This is a genomic window from Candidatus Hydrogenedentota bacterium (assembly GCA_019695095.1).
In the GTDB taxonomy this organism is placed as follows: Bacteria; Hydrogenedentota; Hydrogenedentia; order Hydrogenedentales; family SLHB01; genus JAIBAQ01.
In genome coordinates this window covers 55,014-72,815 of sequence record JAIBAQ010000011.1, presented here as the reverse complement: position 1 = coordinate 72,815, position 17,802 = coordinate 55,014, and the positions used below count along the sequence as shown (strand labels likewise).

Sequence of the window (17,802 nt, the reverse complement as noted above, 5' to 3'; positions counted from 1 at the left end):
AAGGAACAGGAGATCCAAGTCAGATAAAGCTTGCCTAACCAGGCGAAATCCGGTTAAATGGCGTAAGAAGTAGAAATTGCTCCGGGGTAGGGAGCGCGACATGTGCGAGGCTAGGCAGCTAAATGTCCGAGCGCGACGGTGTGTTCTCGATGTGCAGGGGCGCACTCGAGGCGCAGGACACGAGGCAGAAACGGGTGAGCGAGGGCGCAGGTGGCGCGGGGCAGGATTCGCGCGTGAGTACGCGTCTTCGTACATTCTCAGGGTATGCCATGAGCGGGTTGTTGCGCGGGAAGCTCTGGTTCTCATTCATTTTAGTGGCGGTTGCGGGCTTGGTGTTGAATGGGTGCGGTTCGGATTCGAAGCAGGAAGTCTACAACAACGAGATTACGATAGAGAGCCTTCCCGAATCCGGCGCGAAGGTCCTTATCAACGACGACGATTATGGTGTGACGCCGGTCACGGTGAAGAACATCGCGCCCGGGGCGGTATTGGTCGAATTGAGCAAGGATAGATACAAGCCCACGTACAAGACGATTCGGGTGCCTGAGCAGGGCTCGGAGACGTTCTCGCTGGAAATGAGGTTGCTGGTCGGGTATCTGACGTTGGACTCGGATCCGTCGCAGGCGGAGGTCAAGATGGACGGCGACCGTGTGTTGGGAGGAACGCCGCTCCGGAAGGCTGAGGTGCCGGTGGGTGTGCATCGTTTCGAATTGCGGAAGGAACGGTACGAGCCGCTTGAGTTCGAGTTGGAGGTCAAGGAGGAGTATCAGTACACGAAGGCATTCGACCTGACGCCGAAAAAGGGGCTGCTGGAGGTGTATTCGTCGCCGACGGGAGCGTCCATTTGGCTCAACAATCAGATACAGGTTCAGAAGACCCCGACGCGGTTTGAATTGACACCGGGCACGTACACGGTGAGCGTATATGCGCCGGGATACGTGACGGCGGAAGAGGTCACGACGTTGGGTCCGGAAGAGCGTAAGAACGTGGATCTGAAGATGATTGAGGGGGATGCGCCCCCGGGCATGGTGCTGATACCTGCCGGGGAAGCGATCATTGGCGTCGACAACCAGTCGCCGGATGAGCGTCCGCGCAGGAAGCTGTTCGTGGAAGCGTTCTATATCGACAAGTACGAGGTGACCAACGCCGAGTTTAAGATGGTGTTCTCATCGCACCGGTTTGACAAGGGCAAGGAGAACTACCCGGTATCGGGAGTGACGTGGAGTCAGGCGACGGCGTATGCGAGCGCGGTGAAGAAGCGTTTGCCGACGGAAATTGAATGGGAGAAGGCGGCTCGCGGAACGGACGGGCGGGAGTACCCATGGGGAAACCTGTTTGACGCCAGCCTGGCGAACACAAATGCGACGACGCCTTCGAAAATCCAGGAGGTGGGCCAGTATCGGGGAGGGGCGTCTCCCTATGGTTGTCTGGACATGGCAGGAAACGTGTGCGAGTGGACAGAGAGCTGGTATGCCGCCTATCCGGGCAACACGTTGATCGAGAAAGAGTATGGTCAATTGTACCGCACGTTGCGAGGTGGGTCGTTTATGGGAAGTTCGTTCGATGCCCGGAGTGCAAGGCGGCGATTCGATCTTCCGGACCGGGCGCGGGCGGACTATGGATTCCGGTGTGTGGCTGATGTGCAAAAGCGCAGCGGAGTGGAAGTGAAGGCCTCTTCGAATGGAGGTCAGAACTAAGGGAAACTATTGTCAAAGCGGATTTTACTGTTGACAAGTGCGGGTGAGTTTACTACACTAAATCACAATGGCTTAAGGGGTCTTTGTAGACCTAAATCGCGACAGAATTCGTGCTTGAATTAGGGGCAATGGGATAGGGTTTCATTGCTCTGCGCATAGGTTGTGTAAAGACTCGCCGAAGTCCGATTGGGGTAAGGGTTCTATGGCAAAGGTTCGGCGCGGACGCGCTAGACGGCTGATCCTGGATATTGGGACCAGTGCGGTCAGGCTTTGTGAGTTGACTCAGACGAAGGCTGGGTTTCAACTCACGAAGTATTTTCATCGCGAATTCGGTATCGATCCTTCCATGGACGATGAAGCGCAACGGCAAGTTCGTCAAGACGTAGTGAAGGCTCTTCTGAAGGATGCCAAGGTGCGTCACAAGAAGGTGGTCTTTGGCGTACCGGGCCAATCCGTATTTACACGCACGCGAGCGCTGCCTCCTGTACCCGAATATAAAGTCACGCAGATTGTTCGTTACGAAATTCAGCAGCAGATTCCGTTCTCGCTGGATCAGATCGCGTTTGACTATCAGGTATTGAAGCGGACTGAAGCGGGCGGCTACGACGTGCTCATGGCGGCGATTAAGGTCGACGTCGTAGACAAGCGCCTTGAGATCATCAAAGACATCAAGAAGCAGATAGACGTGGTGGATGTCTGTCCGCTTTCCGCGTACAACTGGCTCAAGAGCACGGGCGAGTTCGGCGAACAAGGCGAATGCGTAGCACTCATCGATCTGGGCGCTGCGACGACCGATATCGTAATCGAGAGAGAGAATCTGTTTCGCTTCACCCGCAGCCTGAATATTGGCGGGAACGATGTGACGTCGGCGATCGCCGCGGAATTCGGCGTATCGTTTGCAGAAGCGGAGAAGATGAAGCGCGAGCGGGGATTCGCGCCGACAGGCGACCCGCAGCGGGACGGGAGGGGCGGCGAGGTCATTGGGCGGATACTGAGCCGTCTGGTGTCAGAAATTACGCGGTCGTTCGCGTACTTCCGCTCGCAGCCGGGCGGTGGCGCGGTGTCGCGCATTGTGGTGACCGGCGGCGGTTCTTGTCTGCGGAACATGATCCCGTATTTGCAGCGCATGCTGGGAGTAGAAGTTCGAATTGCCCAGCCGTTGGCGGGCTTGGCTATCGGTCCTGGCGCTCAGGAAGTCAACGAGCACCCGGAGCAGGCGGCAGTGGCCCTGGGGCTTGCGTTGCGTTGCTGTCAGTCGGTGCCGATCGCAATCAATCTGATTCCGCCGCGCATTCTGGATTCTCATCGCCATCGCGAACAGCTCTTCTATTGGGCGCTTTCGGTGGTGACGCTTGCGCTGATTATGGCTTCAATCATTCCCGCGTTGGCTCAGCAGAACAAGGCGGTGCGAGACGAGATAGATATTGTCAAGAAGAGAATCACGTCCATAGACCCGCGGTTCGCCAAGCATGCCGGCGATCCGGCGAAATGGAAGTCTCAGTTTATAGTGGACATCGACAAGAAGCAGCAAGAGATCGGTCAGATGCAGGAGAAGGTGAAGCGACTGGACCTCGCTTACCAGATGCGGCCGGCGTGGATGGATTATCTTGTTGCGCTTAATGAAGCGCGGCCCAAAGGCAAGCTGATCGTGGTGTGGTCGTGCGAGTCCACGAGTCTTGGGCCTCCCGGAGCGGCTCCAGGTAGTTCTGGCGGAGGCAGGCGCGGTGGAGACCGCGAAGGCGGCTTTGGCGCCGGTATGGCGGGAGGCGCTGGTTCATCGCAGGATTCGTCTCTCGTATCCAGTTCCGGCATGAAGCCAATCACGTCCAGTCGCTCCGGAGGAGCCGACTTTGGCGGAGGAATGGGCGGTGGCCGCGAGCGCCGCGCATCTCGTGGCGGCGCAATGCCTGTCGCGGGGGGCAATACTGACCCCGGCACTTACAATGGACTGACCGTGCGCGGATTTGCGGCGGATACGGAGACATTATTCGAGTTTGTGGAGTCACTTCGTTCCTCCAATAAGTTCGTGAAGGTATTTTTCGACGACCGGTTTGTCGATCCAGTCCCCTGGACGAACATGGACAACGCCGCAGGCAGCCAATCTCCTGGCGGCGCGCAAGCGGGTTCGCGACTCCGGGAAGACGACGACCGTAGAGGCAATAGAGGGAGGCGGGGTTTGGGCGGTGGTTCTCCCTCGTTTGTGCCGCAGAGTGGGCAGTCCAATTTTGGGGCGACATGGAATCAGGCGGGTACGATCGTGACATTTCGTATCGACCTGCAGACTTCCGGGACGCCGGCAGACGAAGCGAAGCCCAGTCCGGCACCTCAGACCGGAGCCCGCAGAGGAGCGCAGGGAGGCCTTGGAGGGGCACTTGGTCGCGGGGCGGCTCCTGGTGCGGCCCCTGGCGCGGCTCCCGGTGCAGGCGCGGCAGGAGCTAATGCTGGCCAAGCGCCAGGGAATGCCGCGCAAGGGGCACCCGCGTCAAATACCGACCCAGGAGATCTCTAGGCCATGCGACTGCGGAAGGAATACATAATCACGCTGGTTGCCTTGCTGCTGTTTGGCGGAGGCGGGTATGCGGTGTGGAAGTTCTACTTCAGCGCACAGCTTGACAAGTATCGCGAAGATGTAAAGTACTTGGATGGGCTAAAGGCCAAGCTGGATGAGCTTCAGAAGAGGTTTGGCAATCAGAAGCCTGAGGATATTTTGACGCAGTATGCGGAGCTTGTGCAGCCGTGGTCGGAGGCGCTGGATCAACGGGGTAAGTTTTACAGCGCAGACGCGTACGTGAAAGTAGATACGCCGCCCGAGAAAGTAGTGTTGCGCGAGTATTACGCGGAGCAATATCAGAAGATTGTGCAGGAAGTGTCGACTCTTGCGTACAACAAGGGCGTCCAGATGCCTGGAGTCGATTTGTCGTTTGGCCAGAACCGTCCCGATGAATTAAGAGGACGTGCGGTCAACAACATGGAAGTGATGATTTGGATTGCGGGTTTGCAGTTGGGCGCTGGATTTACGAAGGAACTTATCAACCACAATCCGGCGTATATTGAAGCGGTGGACATGTGGGATCCAAGGCCGAACCTGGAAATTCTGAATGCGCGCACGTTTGGCGTAGCGATGTGGATTCGGATGAAGGATTTGCTTGAGCTTTACAAGGATCTGAATGAAAACAAGTCGATGTACTATTGTGTTACGGGGATGAAGATCACCAACGGTCAGCTTCGTTCGGCGGTAGATCCGTATCTGCGCGTGGAGATGCTGGTTGACATTGCCGCATATCAGCCGAATGCGGTCGTTGCCATTGCCGGAGCGCAGACGCAGGGCGCGAATGCGCCATTGGGCATGGGGCAGCGGCGGCCGCGGCCGGGTGAAGAGCCGAGGAGCAGCGGCGGTTTCATGAAGTTCCTGGAGAGACTGTGGCCGATTTAGACACCGGAAACGGAAGAATGAAGGGGCACGCACTAGTTTGAGCATGAACGATTTCTTATCACAGCTACAGAAGGTTGGTAGTTGGCTGTGGTCTCAGAAAGAGAAGATGGTGCTCGTAGCACTCGTGGGAGTGTTGTGCTATCGCGTGTATGTCGTTGTGTTTCCGCCTGCGCCGAAGGAAGAGACGAAGAAGGTGGCCGCTCAGGTCAAAGCGCCCGAATTTCCGACGCCCCCGGTGTGGCCTCCGGAGCGCCAGCCGGCGGCGGATGCCAGTGGACTGGTCAGGCGAAACCCGTTTACCATTTATGGTGTGCAGGCGGATGAGAACACTTCCCAGACACAGGAGGAACAGACCATCCCGGTCACGTTAACGGCGATAAAACCGTGGAACGATGGGACGTTGCGCGCCATGTTGTCTGTGTCGGGGAAACGAGTCCGTCCGTTCAAAGAGGGCGAGGCATTTGAGGCGTATACTCTGGAGCGAATCGACGCCGACGCTCAAACCGTCGACGTGTATTCTCAGGAATTCGACAAGGTCTTCACACTGCAGGTGCAGGGTGGGGGTTGAGTAGAGTCCCGTCATTCAGTATAGTTGACCCAAAATTGCGGGAGGAAGAGATGTTCATGAGCACAAGGTTGCCGCGGTGGGAGACCGCAATCGCCGGAGCACTGATGCTGTTGCTAGCACTGTCATTGCCCGCGGCGACCGCGCAAGAGAATCCGCAGGCTACACCCGAGGCGGCTGCGGCGGGCGCCTCGCCGGCATCCGGCGAGTCAAGTCCACCCTCCGATTTGCCGCAAGCGGAACAACTCTATCGCGAGGGCGTGAAACTCTACAGTGACGAGATGTATCGCGAAGCGTTGAATGCGTTCAATCGCGCGCTCGCCATTGATCCCAACCATGAAAACGCCAAGAAGATGGTGCAGAAGGCCGAAGGCAAGATCCAGATGACTGCGGTCGGCGCTGCCCCTTCATCGGTGCAGTCATTCGAAGTGCTCGGGCCCGAGACCGTTAAGCCGGAGTCTGAGGGCGGAGCGCCGGTGAATCCCGACGAGGTGAAATACCAGCGTGTCAAGGAATTGATGCTCGAAGGACAGCGCCTGCTCGAGAATCAGAAGTACGACAAGGCGAAAGAGATGTTCGATCAGATTCTGATCATCGATCCCGGCAACAAGACTGCGACTCGTCTGTTGATGGAGGCGACCCTGGGCGCCTATGGGCCGGCGCTCGACAAGGCTTTCAAACAACGCGAAAAAGAGGTGAATGAAATTCGCCTCGACATCGAAAATACCAAGGGACTGCCGGAGGGCGCCGATGCCAAGGGTATCAAGCCTCCGCAAATCTCTATCCCGGTCGAGGAAGAGGAACAAGAAAAGGCTGAGGTCAAGTCCGACATCGAGAAGGTGCTCGATTCGCCTGTTTCGATCGAGTTCCAAGACGAGCACATCAACAACATCGTCGATTTCGTCGCCGACTATGTCGGAATCAACATCATGGTTGACTCGCGCGTAGTTGCCCCGCCGCGTCCCACTCCTCCGGCAACAGCCGCCGCGCCGACAGCGCCCGGCGCAGGTCTTCCTGGCGGGCTGCCCAACGCGCCTGGTCCGGGCGTTGGATTGGGGGCGCCTGTTGGCGGCTTGGGAGCTCCCGTAGGCGGGGCTTCGCTGGCGCAGCAGGAGCAATTTCGCGCCGCTCTCCAAGCCCAGCAGCAAGGGGGGCAATTGGGGACTCCGGAAGCATCCCTGACAGGTGACCGGGTAACGACCGGTTATGTTCCCTATATCAAATTGGACGATGTACCTCTTCGTTCCGCGCTACGCGCCTTGTTGCGCCCGTTGAACCTTACGTTCTCCGTGCAACCGGGCTTCCTGTGGATCAGCACTCCCGAGAAGATACGTACCGAGACCTTCGAAGAGCTCGAGACTAGAATTTACGAACTACGTAACGCGGGGGCCGAGACTCTGTTCAAGATCGTTGTGCAGAACAGCGGCGGACAGGGAGGAACCACCGGTTTGGGTGGCGGCGGTCTTGGAGGAGGCCGAGGCGGCTTGGGCGGAGGCTCCCTGGGCGGTGGCTTAGGCGGTGGCTCGCTGGGCGGCGGTCTTGGCGGCGGTTCGCTTGGCGGCGGCGGTCTCGGAGGAGGCTTGGGCGGAGGTTCCCTGGGCGGAGGACTCGGAGGAGGCCGTGGCGGTCTGGGCGGTGGCTTGGGCGGCGGTCTCGGAGGAGGCCGTGGCGGTCTGGGTGGCGGAATCGGTGGCGGCGGCGCCCAGTTCAGCAACATTTCTCAGTTGTTCTCTAACATTTCCGACGAGCTTGTCGGTGAAACGCCGGCCATCATCGGTATCGCGGAAGGCGGTACTGGATTGACGGGTTCGCAAGGTGGATTGGGTGGCGGCACCACGGGCTTGGGTGGATCGCGTGGCGGCGGCTTGGGCGGCAGCCGCGGCGGTCTGAGCGGCGGCGGTCTGGGCGGCGGTCGCGGTGGTTTGGGCGGTGGCCGCGGTGGGCTGGGCTCCACGGGGGGAGGACTCTCCGGGAACCAGTCGACGTTGGGCGGCACGTCTGGTCTTGGTGGAACGTCCGGATTGGGAGGTTTCCAGGGACAGTCGGAGATTCTGACGATCCTTGAGAATGCCATTCCTCCGGTAATCGAACCGTATTCGGGCGAAATCTTGTCGTTCATGGTTTATAACCCGACATTGAACCAGCTCATCGTGCATTCGACGCCGACGTACCTGGATATGCTTGAGGAGTTGATCTCCAATCTCGACGTGACTCCGAAGCAGGTGAGCATCGAATCGAAATTTGTGACCATCAAAGTCGACGATCTGCAGAAGATCGGTTTCAACTGGGATGTAAGCCAATCTGACCTTGGAAACCGGCCGCGCGAGATCGAAGATCTTCAAGAGACGACCTATGACTTTGATGCCAATGGCGACGGTGTGACGGAGGCGATTCCGTTCTACAGCAAGCCAAATGGTTCGCGCGTCATCAACAATACGGTGGTGGAGAGTATCCTGACCGGCGCGGCCAATCCGGGGCCGGCTGGCGCCTTCTCGCTGTCGGGCATTATTACGGACAACGGCGATGGCGACCAGGTCAGCGTGACGATGGAGTACTTGAACAGCTTGTCCGAGACCGAGTTGTTGAGTGCGCCGCGCATTACGACGTTGAATCGCAAACCAGCCGTAATCGCGGACTTCCTGACTCAAACGTTCCAGACGCAGGTTATCAACCAGATTCAGACATCCGGATCGGGTCTGGGTGGTGGAGCCGTTGCGGCTGCTTCTCAGCAACCCGTGTTCGAGCCGTTTATCTTCGGTGTGACCTTGTCGGTGACGCCTCAGATCAGCGGCGGCAACCAAGTCCGGTTGTGGTTGAACCCGCAAGTGACGACGAAGGTTGGCGAAGACACGTTCACGATTCCGGCACCGGTGGTGAGCGGTGTTGCGCAGGGCGATCCGTCTGTCGTGCGATTCCCGCGTTCGAGCGTGCAGTCGATCTGGACGAACGTGATCGTGCATGACGGCGACACCTTGGTTCTTGGTGGACTCATCACGGATACGACCAGCCGCGGCCGCGAGAAGCTGCCGTACCTGGCCGACATTCCGGTGCTAGGGTTCTTCTTCCGGGGCAAGGCCACGGAAATCGCGCAGCGCAGTCTGTTGATATTCGTAACGACCGACATTATCGATCCGACGGGAGCCCGTTTCCTGGAACCAGCGGGATCCTAATGAGTTAAGAGGCGCCATCCGCACTTTTGAAGGCGGTAGGCAGTCCCGGGTACCGAGACTACTAGGGATTGGGCGGTTTCCCGCGATGGAAACCGCCCTTCTTGCATCTATGAGGCAATTGCTCTACGACATTGCGTTGACGTGTGCGGCGCCCGCGGGCGCCGTATGGCTCGCCGTGCAACGAAGGAACCGTCCTCTTCTGGCCCGGTTTTCGCCGAGAGTGCCACTCGTAGGGACCTCGCCGATTTGGCTGCACGCGTGCAGCGTCGGTGAAGTCAACGTTGCGAAGCGTCTCATTCCGGCCATCAAAGAGGCCATGCCGGAGACCGCGATTCTATTGACGTGCTCGACCGTGACCGGCATGGCGCTGGCCAGGGAGTCATTCGCTGACACGCCGATAGCCTGGTTCCCATTCGACCATGCCATAGCTGTCCGGCGCTTCTATTCCGCGGCAAGACCTCGAATGCTTGTTCTGATCGAGACCGAGTTGTGGCCCAACGTCATTCGTGAAGCGCATCGGCGGCGAGTCCCTGTTGTGATGGTCAACGCGCGGATTAGCGACAAGCACTTCCGCCGCTATCGGCGCGCACCAAGGCTGTTTCGCGACACGTTATCTCGCGTGGCCGCGGCCGGGGCACAGAATGCGGCGTATACCGAGCGACTCGTAAGCCTAGGCTTGCCCCTTGAAGCGGCGCACGTGACAGGAAACGTCAAGTTCGACGGCACGACGATGGAGGTCCCGTCGGAGGTGCGAGACGGATTGCGCGCGGCGTGCGGAATTGCGGCTACCGATCAGGTGCTCGTATTTGGCAGCACGCGTCCCGGAGATGAAGCACTCGCGGCGACGTGTTGGGAGGCTCTCCGAGGGGAGTTCCCCGCCTTGAAGCTGGTCATCGCGCCGCGTCACGCAAAGCGTATCGAGGAGGCACTAAGCCCGTTCAATGAACCGATACTGCGCCGATCGCGCGCGAAGGAAGGCGCTACGCCGGGGGGAGAGCGTATCATTGCGGTGGATACGCTTGGGGAACTGGTCGCATTCTACTCGCTGGCGGACGTGGCCGTAGTTGGCGGCAGTTTCTATCCTGGGGTTAATGGGCACAATCCGCTTGAACCGGCCGCGCTCGGAGTCGCCACGGTATTCGGACCGTATATGAGCAATTTCCCCGATCCAGCCCGAGTATTGGCAGAGTGCGGCGGCGCGGTGCAGGTGCAAGCGCCCGAGGAACTGCCGGGCACGTTGAGGGATTTACTGCAATCTCCCGAGCGGCGAAGGGCAATGGGCGAACGAAGCCGCGAGGCGATCGTTGCGAATCAGGGAGCCGTCGCGCGAACGGTTGGTCTTCTCTCCGAAGTTCTGTTGAAGTCCACTCGTCCTGCGTAGAAGATGAAGATGATTTGTGTGACGTGGCCGATGCGAGGAAAGACGTGGGTATCCCTTTCAACGCCCTGATAATATTGACTGTGATCGCTGTTCTCGTCGCAGCGCACCGTATCATGGCGATCGCACTCGACCGGGTTCTATCCTTCATTGACAATGTCTTCGATGCTATCCGGGGACGCCGCTCGCGAGACGCCGTGATTGCGGGCGTATTGCTCAGCCCCACACTTCTGATATTGGGTGTGTTCGGCATCTATCCACTGGGCTACGCGGTGTACCTCAGCCTGCGCAACGTTCGCGATGACGTGTTCATTGGCGCGGCCAACTACGCGCGCGCGTGGCATGACCCCGAGTTTTGGCGCAGCCTCACGGTAACCATCTACTATGCCCTCGGGACAATTCCACTCACGATGCTCTTCAGCTTCATTGTCGCGATGATGCTGTTTCGGCTGGGCCGGGGGCGTGGTCTCTTCCGGACGCTGTATTTCCTGCCGTACGTGACTTCCGTGGTTGCCGTAGCGACCGTTTGGCGCATTCTGCTGCGCACGCAAAGCGGCTTCATCAACTCGTTGCTTATTTCTATTGGATTGAGTCCGCAAGCCTGGTTGACGGAACCGCGCGGCGTGCTGCATCTCCTTACGGGCGGCTATGTACCGCCGACGGTTGGCCCAAGTCTGGCGTTGTCATGCGTCATCGTATTTGATATCTGGCACGCCAGCGGATTCATGATCGTCATTTTCCTCGCTGGTCTTACCGCGATTCCGCGTGAATTGGAGGAGGCGGCGATTATCGACGGCGCAAGCCGTTGGCAAGTGACTCGGAGCATTATCTTTCCGCTCCTGTCTCCAACATTCTTCTTCTTGTCCGTTGTGGGAGCGATCAAGGCTTTTCAGTCGTTCAATAGCTTCTACGCATTGACAAACACGGCGCGCAGCGAGGATACCCAGAATCTGGTCGTATACATCTTCGCGCAACTCTACGAGATGAACAATTACGGATACGGAGCGGCTATCGCGGTGCTGATGTGTATCGGCATTGTTGCCTTGACGCTGATTCAGTGGCGTTTGATCGGGCGCAGGGTGCATTACGGATGATACGCAAGGGGATCATATTGCTGCTGCTCGCGAGCGGGGCGATTGTTACCACGTTTCCGTTCGTGTGGATGATTGGAACCGCATTCAAGACCATGAGCGAGGCCAGTTCGTCTACGCTTTCTCTCTTTCCGGAAGTGTGGCAGTGGCAGAATCCACGCCAGACGTTCGAGGAAGCCCCCTTCAAGATCTACTTCTACAATTCGTTTGTCGTGGCCTTCTCGGTGACGGCCGCCGTTGTTGTGACTTCGATACTGGCAGGATACGCATTTGCCCGGCTCCGCTTCCCGGGACGGCAGGTGGTATTCGGGATCATCCTCGCTACCATGATGATCCCGTTTGAAGTCACGCTCATACCCAACTTCCTGCTAATACGATCGCTGGATTTATACAATTCCTACGGGGCGCTGATCATACCCTGGTGCGCCAATGCGTTTTCGATATTCCTGGTCCGTCAGTCGTTCATGTCTCTGCCCGGCGACTATTACGACGCGGCCACGGTTGATGGCTGCGGACACCTGCGTTTTCTGACTTGGATCGCTACGCCGCTGATCAAGCCTACGGCGGTAACGGTGGCGTTGTTTGCGTTTCTGAGCAGCTACAATGCGCTGATGTGGCCGATTGTCGTGACCAGCGATCGCGACATGCGCGTGGTGCAGTATGGGCTGACCGTGTTCTTCGGGGAAGCGGGCGTTAAGGTGAATCTGCTGATGTGCGCGGCTGCGATTGTCATCCTTCCGACGGTGGCGCTATACTTCGCCGCACAGAAGTATTTCCTTGAAAGCTCACTGAGCGCCGGGATTAAGGGTTAGTCGCACGTCTCGCAACTGCACACGATACAGCCAGTGTTCGTGCGTGGGTGTAAGGAATCCAGGATAGTCCATGCGAAAGCAACTCGTCACTGCCGCGATTCTGACGATAGCCGCCTTCGGGCTGGCCGGGTGCGGGGACCAGCCTGTCAGCAACTCCGGCGCCGATGCCGGCGTGGGCGGGAACGCATCCGGACGCGTCTTTGCGCCCATCGATCCCAATGCCGTTGTGTTCTGGGACCGCCAGACGATGGAAACGGCCGACTTGATGACTCAGATTGCCGGCGAATTCAATGCTGGCAGACAGGGGCTTCCGCTCAAGGTTGAGTATCTGGGCGAGTACAACGATTTGTACCGCAAGGTGTCGCTCAGCATCCAGGCGCGCGAGCTTCCCGGAATGGCCGTATCCTACGAGAGCATGACCGCCGAATACGCGGCAAGCGGGGCAGCAATCGCGCTCGATGACTACGTGCACGATCCCGAAATTGGATTCGCCAAAGAGGAATTCGAGGACTTCTTCCCGAGCGTTATCGAGACCAACACATTTGCCCAGCTTGGCAACAAGATGTATAGCTTTCCCCTGTGCAAGAGCGTGCTCATGATGTATTTCAACAAGGCTGTGCTTGCCAAGGCGGGAATTACCGAACCTCCGAAGACTTGGGACGAGTTCCTCGACCAGTGCCGCCAGATCAAGGCGAAGACAGGCAAGCATGCTTACGCCATTAGCGTGGATTGTTCCACGGTGGATGGCTGGATCTTCAGCATGGGAGGGCAGGTTACAGACGGCACGAGGCTGTTGTACGATTCCCCGGCGGCCATTAAGACCTTTGAGCTTCTGGAGACGCTTGCCAAAGAGGGTCTGGCCTACCAGATTCAGCCTGGGTCGTACTTCGATCGAGAGGACTTTGCGCACGACGAGGTAGCGTTCTTCTTCAGGTCCAGCAGCCACAAGCCCTACACGCAGATGCTCATGGCGGCGCGACCCAACGATTGGGGCATGGCCATGATCCCGCAAGCGGACCCGGCGAACCCGAAGACGGTGCTCTACGGCCCCAATATATGCATTTTCAAGACGACGGAAGAGCAGCAGAAGGTAGCGTGGGGATTTGTGAAGTACTTCACGTCGCGCGATGTGGGTGTGCGTTGGGCTCTGGCGTCCGGGTATGTGCCCATTCGCAAGTCGGCAGCCAACCATCCCGACATCCTAAAGCACTGGGAGCAGTGGCCGTACAACCGAGCGGCATTCGATTGTCTGCAATATGCCAAGGCCGAGCCTAATCTCGCGGGATGGCAGGAAGTGCGGGCCTTGGTAGAACGGGCAGAAAGCGCGGTTTTGTCTAAAATGAAAAGCGGGAAACAGGCGGCTCAAGACCTGCAAGCGCAGGCTACTTCCGCACTGGCTTCCCGCTGAGACTTCGGCTCCGTTCGCTACACCTGTCCTTCGTGTTCCGCTGCAAACTCTTCCAACGCCTCCTCGATCTGCATTTTGGTTTCGCGCTCGAGGATGTCGTGGTCAGATTTGCGGCGTTTCATCGTCCGCCGATCGTGGTGGCTCAGCGACTGATGGCCGTGTCCACCTCTTCGATCGGGACTGCGTCGCCGATCCTTCTGCCATTCCCCAAATTGATCTTTGTAAAACCCGGGACGACTTTCATCGCTCACTGAACTAACTCCCATTCCCTTGACCCAGTGATTGGCTCCGTCCCCGTAAGAATAGGAGGGGGGCAAGCACCGCGTCAAGCCTTTTGTGAATTGCAGGAGCTTGATTTACGGGAGTCGGCTGCGGAAAAGTAGGCATATCCTGTCCATACTGGGAGGGATGAAACGCGCGGTCAAGGCCGCTGCGTATGGAGACGTTCTATGCAGTACCCGGATTGGCACTGGAACGAGATGCAACAGATCGGCACCGACTATGCCGACTTGGCGGAAGTGGAAGCTTACGACCAGCGGATGGCGGGCTTTCGTGATGTTGATTCCGAGAACCGCGGGATGCTTTCCGCGCTGGCGTTGCAGCCCGGCGCGGCGGTATTGGAAATTGGTTGCGGTACCGGGCGATTTGTTCGAGCAGCGGCCGCAGCCGGGTTGCAGGCTACCGCCGTTGACGTTTCGGAGATAATGCTTGAATACCTGCGGGGATGCCTGGAAAAGGAGCACCTGCCATCGGTCGAGACGCGTCACGCGGGGTTTCTGACCATGGACTTCCCCGAGGAGACGTTCGATGCCGTGGTGTCTGGCGCGGCACTCCATCACCTGCCCGACGCGTGGAAGCTGGTAGCGCTCCGGAACGTGCCGCGGGTTCTTAAGTGTAAGGGGCAGTTTGTGTTGCGAGATGTCGTGTTCGCTTTGCGCGGAGACGAGACGCCGGAAATGTGCTTCGAGCGCATGGCATCCAGTTTTCCCAATATGAGGACCGAGGCCGCGCGGCACGTGCGGCAGGAGTTCAGCACCTACGATTGGATTATGGAGGGCTTGCTCAGGCAGGCGGGGTTCGAGATTCTGCGAGCGGAGAATCCCAGCGGCCTTTTCGCCGAGTATCACTGCGTTAAGTCTTGCTGAGTAAGGGTTTGCCTCGGTGTAAGACGTGCGTTTTGTTGAATTCCACCGCAAAAACCCATTGCATCGGGGGGGCGCGCGTGGTACGCTCCGCCAGAATGCCGTCGTAAGTGGTCCCAACCCGGCATCGCAGGAGTCCCCGTGCACGACATTAGGCGATTTGGAAGGGCCATGGCGGCAGGCTCACTGGCAGCCGGGATTGTTGCTACCCTTCTCGCTCTTCTGGTAAGTCCGGCGGCAGCCAAGGGAACGGCACTCGGGTCGGCCGGGGCCGGTTTTGGACTCTATCTGATGGCTCGGAGCGCCTCTCGATTTGCTTCCACGCCCCCGGCTCGGTTAACATCTGTTATCTATCGAGGCACGGTAGGTCGAATGGGGATTTACGCACTGGTATTCGTGAGTGCGTATACCTTTGATCGGTCCACCTATCACGGCATATTGGGCGCCGTTGCGGGGCTGTTCCTCAATTATGTTGTAATGATTGTAGTGGGGTATTTGACACTTCGCGGTAAACCCTCAGGTCAGACTACCGTTCGATAGGCGGATTCCTCGGGACTGAATTCCGACTCGAACACACCACGGCGGTAGCACGAGAATTTCCACGATGGTCGGCATAGGAGTCTTGCATCCAACGGTTGAAGACCGGCGGACCGCCCTCCGGATTCTTCTCGCCTGAACGAGGACTGAGTCATGACATCGCTTATAGATAACGTGCTAGCGCTGGAATCACAAGCCGATCAGGTCTTGTCGGACGCACGCAAAGAGGCAGACCGCATCGGTCAACGCGCGTCTGAAGAGATTGATAAGCAGCGCCACGAAATCGATATGGCCGCGAAGGCAAAGACAGAGTCGCAGCGCGCCGCCATCGAGGAGCAACTGGCGGCGGACCTTGCGCGCATAAAGTCGGAACACTCCGCAGCCCTCGCGCGATTGGACCAGATTGCCGCTCAGGTCATCCCGAAGCAGGCCGATCGCATCGTTCACGCGTTTCTTGAGGATTGACCATGGCCATCGATCGGATGAAGAAGATCTCGATTGCCTGCCCCCGGAACGCGGCTTCGCGTCTCTGCAAGACGCTTCACGGGCTGGGGACGGTCGAACTGGTCGATACCCTTGACGCACACGGCGTGGCGGATGATGTCCCGTTGAAGCATCACGAGTCTTCGACCAAGGATTGCGATCAGCAATTGGCGAAGATCACGGCGATTCTTGCGCTTATCGACGAGTTTGTGCCGGAGCAGAAGGGGTTTGTCGAAGGGTTGACCCCGTTGCCGATGCTCATTGAAGCATCCGAACTGGACCACGCGGTCAATTCGTTCAATTTGGATGCGGTACACGCGGAAGCGAACGAGCTGGAGGAAGCCTACAAGCGCACGTTGCGGCGTGAAGCGGAAATACGGTCACTAGTCGAGACTTTGTTGCCGTTCGAGGCCTTGCCTTTCCAGGTGACGGACCTGACTCGGCCCAAGCGGGTGCGATTGATATACGGTTCCGTTCCCACTCCGGCGCTGGGATCGCTGTCAGCCAACTCGGAGCTGGGGTCGCTGGCGGTGTGGGAAACGGTGTTGTTTGGCACTGCGTCTCGCAAGGATGCTCCAAGCTTGCCACCCAAGGCGGCACGCAAAGGACACACCTATCTCGTAGTTGCGTGCCTGGTCGCCGATGAAGATACGGTGCGCCGGAATCTTGGTGACTGTGGTTTCGAAGAGATTACGCTGCCTGACGTACATGGTAAAGTGCGCGACCGCATTCGTGAGTTGAGCGCCGATCTGTCGGCCAGCGAGGAGCGCGTCGCCGCAACGCGGGCGCGCGTCGAGGAGCTGGCGAAATATCGCCGTTCGTTGCAGACGCTCAAAGCCTATTGGGACAGTATCCGGCGGCGGTCTGTCGCGGCGGGGCTTTGCGCGGACAGCCGGTGGGTTCACGTGGTAACAGGATTCACGCGGGCCGCCGACCTGCCGAAACTTGAGCAAGCGCTGCAGCATGCGCATCCGGAGGCGTCGTTGTTGGTGGAGGATCCGGCTCCGGGTGAAGCCGTTCCCGTCAGTATCACGCTGCCACCGCTCATTCGCCCGATTCGGATGCTGATCGATCTTTTTGGATTTCCCGCGTACGACGATTTCGATCCGTCGCCGTTCATCATATGGCCGTTCCTGCTGTTCTTCGGAATCTGTTTTGGCGACGTTGGCTATGGTCTGATGCTGACTGCTTTGGGCGCATACATTGCGTACAAGGCGCGCGCTTACGATTCCGTTTACAACTTCGCGAAGCTTCTCTTATACGCGGGCGTATTCACAACGGTTTGCGGCGCTCTTCTTGGCTCCTGGTTCGGAGATTTGTATGCGCCGCAGTATCTTGGTGAAGGCAACCCCATTCTGAAGTTAAAAGAGAAGACGATGCTTCTTGACCCGCTTCAGGAGCCGGTTGTGATGCTGGTGATCGCGCTGTTTATTGGCGTGCTGAATCAGATGTTCGGCATTGCGCTGAAGATGCACGGGTCGATCAAGAAAAGGGATTGGGCCGGGGCGCTGTTCGATGGTTTGTTGTGGATGGTTGCGCTGCCCGGGCTCGTGCTGTTGATCGCGGCATTCATGGCGCCGTTGCCGGCGATTGTGCCCAAGATTGGGGCGATTCTGTTCCTTGGCGGCGCAATAGGGCTGGTCCTGACGCAAGGACGCGAAGAGAGCGGGATTGCAGGGCGCGCCATAACGGGAGTCGTCAGCATCTACGGAATCCTGGGGAGCTACGGGTGTGCGGCGTTTATCGGCGACACGCTTTCCTACTGCCGCTTGCTGGCGCTGGGTCTCACGACAGGCATCGTCGCCATGTGCGTCAACATGGTCGCCGATATCGTGCGGTCGATCCCGGTGGTGGGCGTGGTCTTGTTTGTGGTGGTGCTGGTGTTTGGACATGTATTCAATTTCGCCATAAGTTTGTTGGGCGCATTCGTGCACTCGATGCGTTTGATTCTGGTTGAAATGTTCGGGCGATTCTATTCGGGAGGAACGAAGCCGTTCCGGCCGATGGGATTCGATTCGCCCGAATATCAGATGAAGGTTTTGACCCCCAAGACGAGGGGCTGATTTTTTCGAATACGAAGCAATAT

At 58.3% G+C, this 17,802-nt stretch carries 14 protein-coding genes; 13 read left to right on the top strand and 1 reads right to left on the bottom strand.

Features of this window, described 5'->3' with window-relative positions; genetic code table 11:
- Window positions 1-122 precede the first annotated feature (122 nt).
- The 9 genes from K1Y02_03650 (at window position 123) to K1Y02_03610 (ending at window position 13,554) form a co-directional block, all read left to right on the top strand.
- Window positions 123-1,697, top strand: coding sequence for an SUMF1/EgtB/PvdO family nonheme iron enzyme (locus tag K1Y02_03650; GenBank protein MBX7255435.1), 1,575 nt, complete (start codon window positions 123-125; stop codon window positions 1,695-1,697).
- A gap of 202 nt (window positions 1,698-1,899) precedes the next feature.
- Window positions 1,900-4,206: a type IV pilus assembly protein PilM gene (gene pilM, locus K1Y02_03645; protein MBX7255434.1), complete on the top strand. Its 2,307-nt coding sequence runs from the start codon at window positions 1,900-1,902 to the stop codon at window positions 4,204-4,206.
- A gap of 3 nt (window positions 4,207-4,209) precedes the next feature.
- Complete coding sequence (locus K1Y02_03640; GenBank protein MBX7255433.1) at window positions 4,210-5,130, top strand: hypothetical protein; 921 nt, start codon at window positions 4,210-4,212, stop codon at window positions 5,128-5,130.
- A gap of 106 nt (window positions 5,131-5,236) precedes the next feature.
- A complete protein-coding gene (locus tag K1Y02_03635; protein MBX7255432.1) occupies window positions 5,237-5,698 on the top strand; it encodes a hypothetical protein in 462 nt (153 codons plus the stop codon).
- Between the two features lie 56 nt (window positions 5,699-5,754).
- Window positions 5,755-8,865 (top strand): hypothetical protein, encoded by a 3,111-nt coding sequence (locus K1Y02_03630; GenBank protein MBX7255431.1) that lies wholly within the window; start codon window positions 5,755-5,757, stop codon window positions 8,863-8,865.
- An 85-nt stretch (window positions 8,866-8,950) separates the two neighbouring features.
- Window positions 8,951-10,246 carry a 3-deoxy-D-manno-octulosonic acid transferase gene (locus K1Y02_03625; protein MBX7255430.1) on the top strand — a complete coding sequence of 432 codons (1,296 nt, stop codon included), beginning with the start codon at window positions 8,951-8,953 and terminating at the stop codon, window positions 10,244-10,246.
- Between the two features lie 113 nt (window positions 10,247-10,359).
- The gene (locus K1Y02_03620) at window positions 10,360-11,337 is read left to right on the top strand and encodes a sugar ABC transporter permease (GenBank protein MBX7255429.1); all 978 of its coding nucleotides are present in this window, start codon (window positions 10,360-10,362) and stop codon (window positions 11,335-11,337) included.
- Window positions 11,334-12,146 (top strand): carbohydrate ABC transporter permease, encoded by an 813-nt coding sequence (locus K1Y02_03615; protein MBX7255428.1) that lies wholly within the window; start codon window positions 11,334-11,336, stop codon window positions 12,144-12,146. Before K1Y02_03620 ends, K1Y02_03615 begins: the two co-directional genes overlap by 4 nt.
- A gap of 70 nt (window positions 12,147-12,216) precedes the next feature.
- Window positions 12,217-13,554 carry an extracellular solute-binding protein gene (locus K1Y02_03610; GenBank protein ID MBX7255427.1) on the top strand — a complete coding sequence of 446 codons (1,338 nt, stop codon included), beginning with the start codon at window positions 12,217-12,219 and terminating at the stop codon, window positions 13,552-13,554.
- Window positions 13,555-13,571: 17 nt separating this feature from the next.
- Here K1Y02_03610 and K1Y02_03605 read toward each other — a convergent pair whose 3' ends face one another.
- Window positions 13,572-13,805 carry a hypothetical protein gene (locus K1Y02_03605; GenBank protein ID MBX7255426.1) on the bottom strand — a complete coding sequence of 78 codons (234 nt, stop codon included), beginning with the start codon at window positions 13,803-13,805 and terminating at the stop codon, window positions 13,572-13,574.
- Between the two features lie 198 nt (window positions 13,806-14,003).
- Here K1Y02_03605 and K1Y02_03600 point away from each other — a divergent pair, with 198 nt between their 5' ends.
- The 4 genes from K1Y02_03600 (at window position 14,004) to K1Y02_03585 (ending at window position 17,779) form a co-directional block, all read left to right on the top strand.
- Entirely contained in the window at window positions 14,004-14,699 is a 696-nt protein-coding gene (locus K1Y02_03600; GenBank protein ID MBX7255425.1) for a methyltransferase domain-containing protein, read from the top strand.
- Window positions 14,700-14,837: 138 nt separating this feature from the next.
- Entirely contained in the window at window positions 14,838-15,236 is a 399-nt protein-coding gene (locus tag K1Y02_03595) for a hypothetical protein (GenBank protein MBX7255424.1), read from the top strand.
- Window positions 15,237-15,386: 150 nt separating this feature from the next.
- Window positions 15,387-15,698 carry a hypothetical protein gene (locus K1Y02_03590; GenBank protein ID MBX7255423.1) on the top strand — a complete coding sequence of 104 codons (312 nt, stop codon included), beginning with the start codon at window positions 15,387-15,389 and terminating at the stop codon, window positions 15,696-15,698.
- Window positions 15,699-15,700: 2 nt separating this feature from the next.
- The gene (locus K1Y02_03585; protein MBX7255422.1) at window positions 15,701-17,779 is read left to right on the top strand and encodes a hypothetical protein; all 2,079 of its coding nucleotides are present in this window, start codon (window positions 15,701-15,703) and stop codon (window positions 17,777-17,779) included.
- Window positions 17,780-17,802 lie beyond the last annotated feature (23 nt).

Bases quoted from the DNA above. Each gene is read 5' to 3' on its own strand.
- K1Y02_03585 (MBX7255422.1), top strand. From the start codon at position 15,701: ATGGCCATCGATCGGATGAAGAAGATCTCGATTGCCTGCCCCCGGAAC.
- K1Y02_03620 (MBX7255429.1), top strand. From the start codon at position 10,360: ATGGCGATCGCACTCGACCGGGTTCTATCCTTCATTGACAATGTCTTC.
- K1Y02_03630 (MBX7255431.1), top strand. From the start codon at position 5,755: ATGAGCACAAGGTTGCCGCGGTGGGAGACCGCAATCGCCGGAGCACTG.
- K1Y02_03610 (MBX7255427.1), top strand. From the start codon at position 12,217: ATGCGAAAGCAACTCGTCACTGCCGCGATTCTGACGATAGCCGCCTTC.
- K1Y02_03650 (MBX7255435.1), top strand. From the start codon at position 123: ATGTCCGAGCGCGACGGTGTGTTCTCGATGTGCAGGGGCGCACTCGAG.
- K1Y02_03635 (MBX7255432.1), top strand. From the start codon at position 5,237: ATGGTGCTCGTAGCACTCGTGGGAGTGTTGTGCTATCGCGTGTATGTC.
- K1Y02_03600 (MBX7255425.1), top strand. From the start codon at position 14,004: ATGCAGTACCCGGATTGGCACTGGAACGAGATGCAACAGATCGGCACC.
- K1Y02_03640 (MBX7255433.1), top strand. From the start codon at position 4,210: ATGCGACTGCGGAAGGAATACATAATCACGCTGGTTGCCTTGCTGCTG.
- K1Y02_03625 (MBX7255430.1), top strand. From the start codon at position 8,951: ATGGAAACCGCCCTTCTTGCATCTATGAGGCAATTGCTCTACGACATT.
- pilM (MBX7255434.1), top strand. From the start codon at position 1,900: ATGGCAAAGGTTCGGCGCGGACGCGCTAGACGGCTGATCCTGGATATT.
- K1Y02_03615 (MBX7255428.1), top strand. From the start codon at position 11,334: ATGATACGCAAGGGGATCATATTGCTGCTGCTCGCGAGCGGGGCGATT.
- K1Y02_03590 (MBX7255423.1), top strand. From the start codon at position 15,387: ATGACATCGCTTATAGATAACGTGCTAGCGCTGGAATCACAAGCCGAT.